Source organism: Robertmurraya beringensis (assembly GCF_042433785.1).
Taxonomy (GTDB): domain Bacteria; phylum Bacillota; class Bacilli; order Bacillales; family Cytobacillaceae; genus Robertmurraya_A; species Robertmurraya_A beringensis.
The window spans coordinates 1-646 of the sequence record NZ_JBHLUU010000041.1 but is presented as its reverse complement, the minus strand read 5'-3'; the positions used below and the strand labels follow the sequence as shown (position 1 = coordinate 646).

Genomic DNA, 646 nt, shown 5'->3' with positions numbered 1-646 from the left:
TACTGTTGTTTGTATTGAGGTTCTTCTTGTTCGATTTGTTGAACACGTGGTTCAATGCTGTCTACAACGGATTGGGTTTGCTTAGCTGCATCTTGGTAAAGTTGCTTAGCTTGTTGATTATCTGTACCAAGAGCAAATGTTTCAAAACTTGCTTGAGCACTTTTCAATCCTGCTAGAGCTGTTTTAACGTCATTTATTACTGTCATGATAATTTCCTCCTTGAATTTTTTTTTACTCTTTTATATTGCTTTATGGAGAATTTTTTATTCAATGATTTTTGGGAAATTTAAATCTAAATTATTTTTGACGTATAGCTCCATTTTTTCGATAATAACCCCTTTTCCATATCCCCATCATTTCTTCTATTTCTTGTTGACAGCAATAGCTCTTATAACTTTTCATTTTTTCTTTTCTCAACTTCAATTTCTTTTACACCCCTACCTTTATAAAATAAGATGATTGTATTTCCTGAAAGGACTAATATTTTTCCCGTTTTTCGGATATTATCCCAAAGTTTCAAGTTTTTCCCTCTTAATCATCCTATTTATGGGTATTTAACATTGAAAATGTAATAACAAAGATAAACGCATGCATTTGTCGCCGTATTAAGGTTTGTCTAATACATAAAAAGGAACTGTTTTGTTAT

At 31.1% G+C, this 646-nt stretch carries 2 protein-coding genes; both read right to left on the bottom strand.

From position 1 onward, the window contains the following. On the bottom strand, window positions 1-206 hold a 206-nt coding region (locus ACFFHF_RS11775), incomplete at its 3' end, for a DUF1657 domain-containing protein (RefSeq protein WP_009336488.1). 182 nt (window positions 207-388) lie between these two features. Next, on the bottom strand, window positions 389-520 hold the full coding sequence (locus tag ACFFHF_RS11770) for a hypothetical protein (RefSeq protein ID WP_340903790.1): 132 nt from the start codon (window positions 518-520) through the stop codon (window positions 389-391). Between the last annotated feature and the right edge of the window lie 126 nt (window positions 521-646).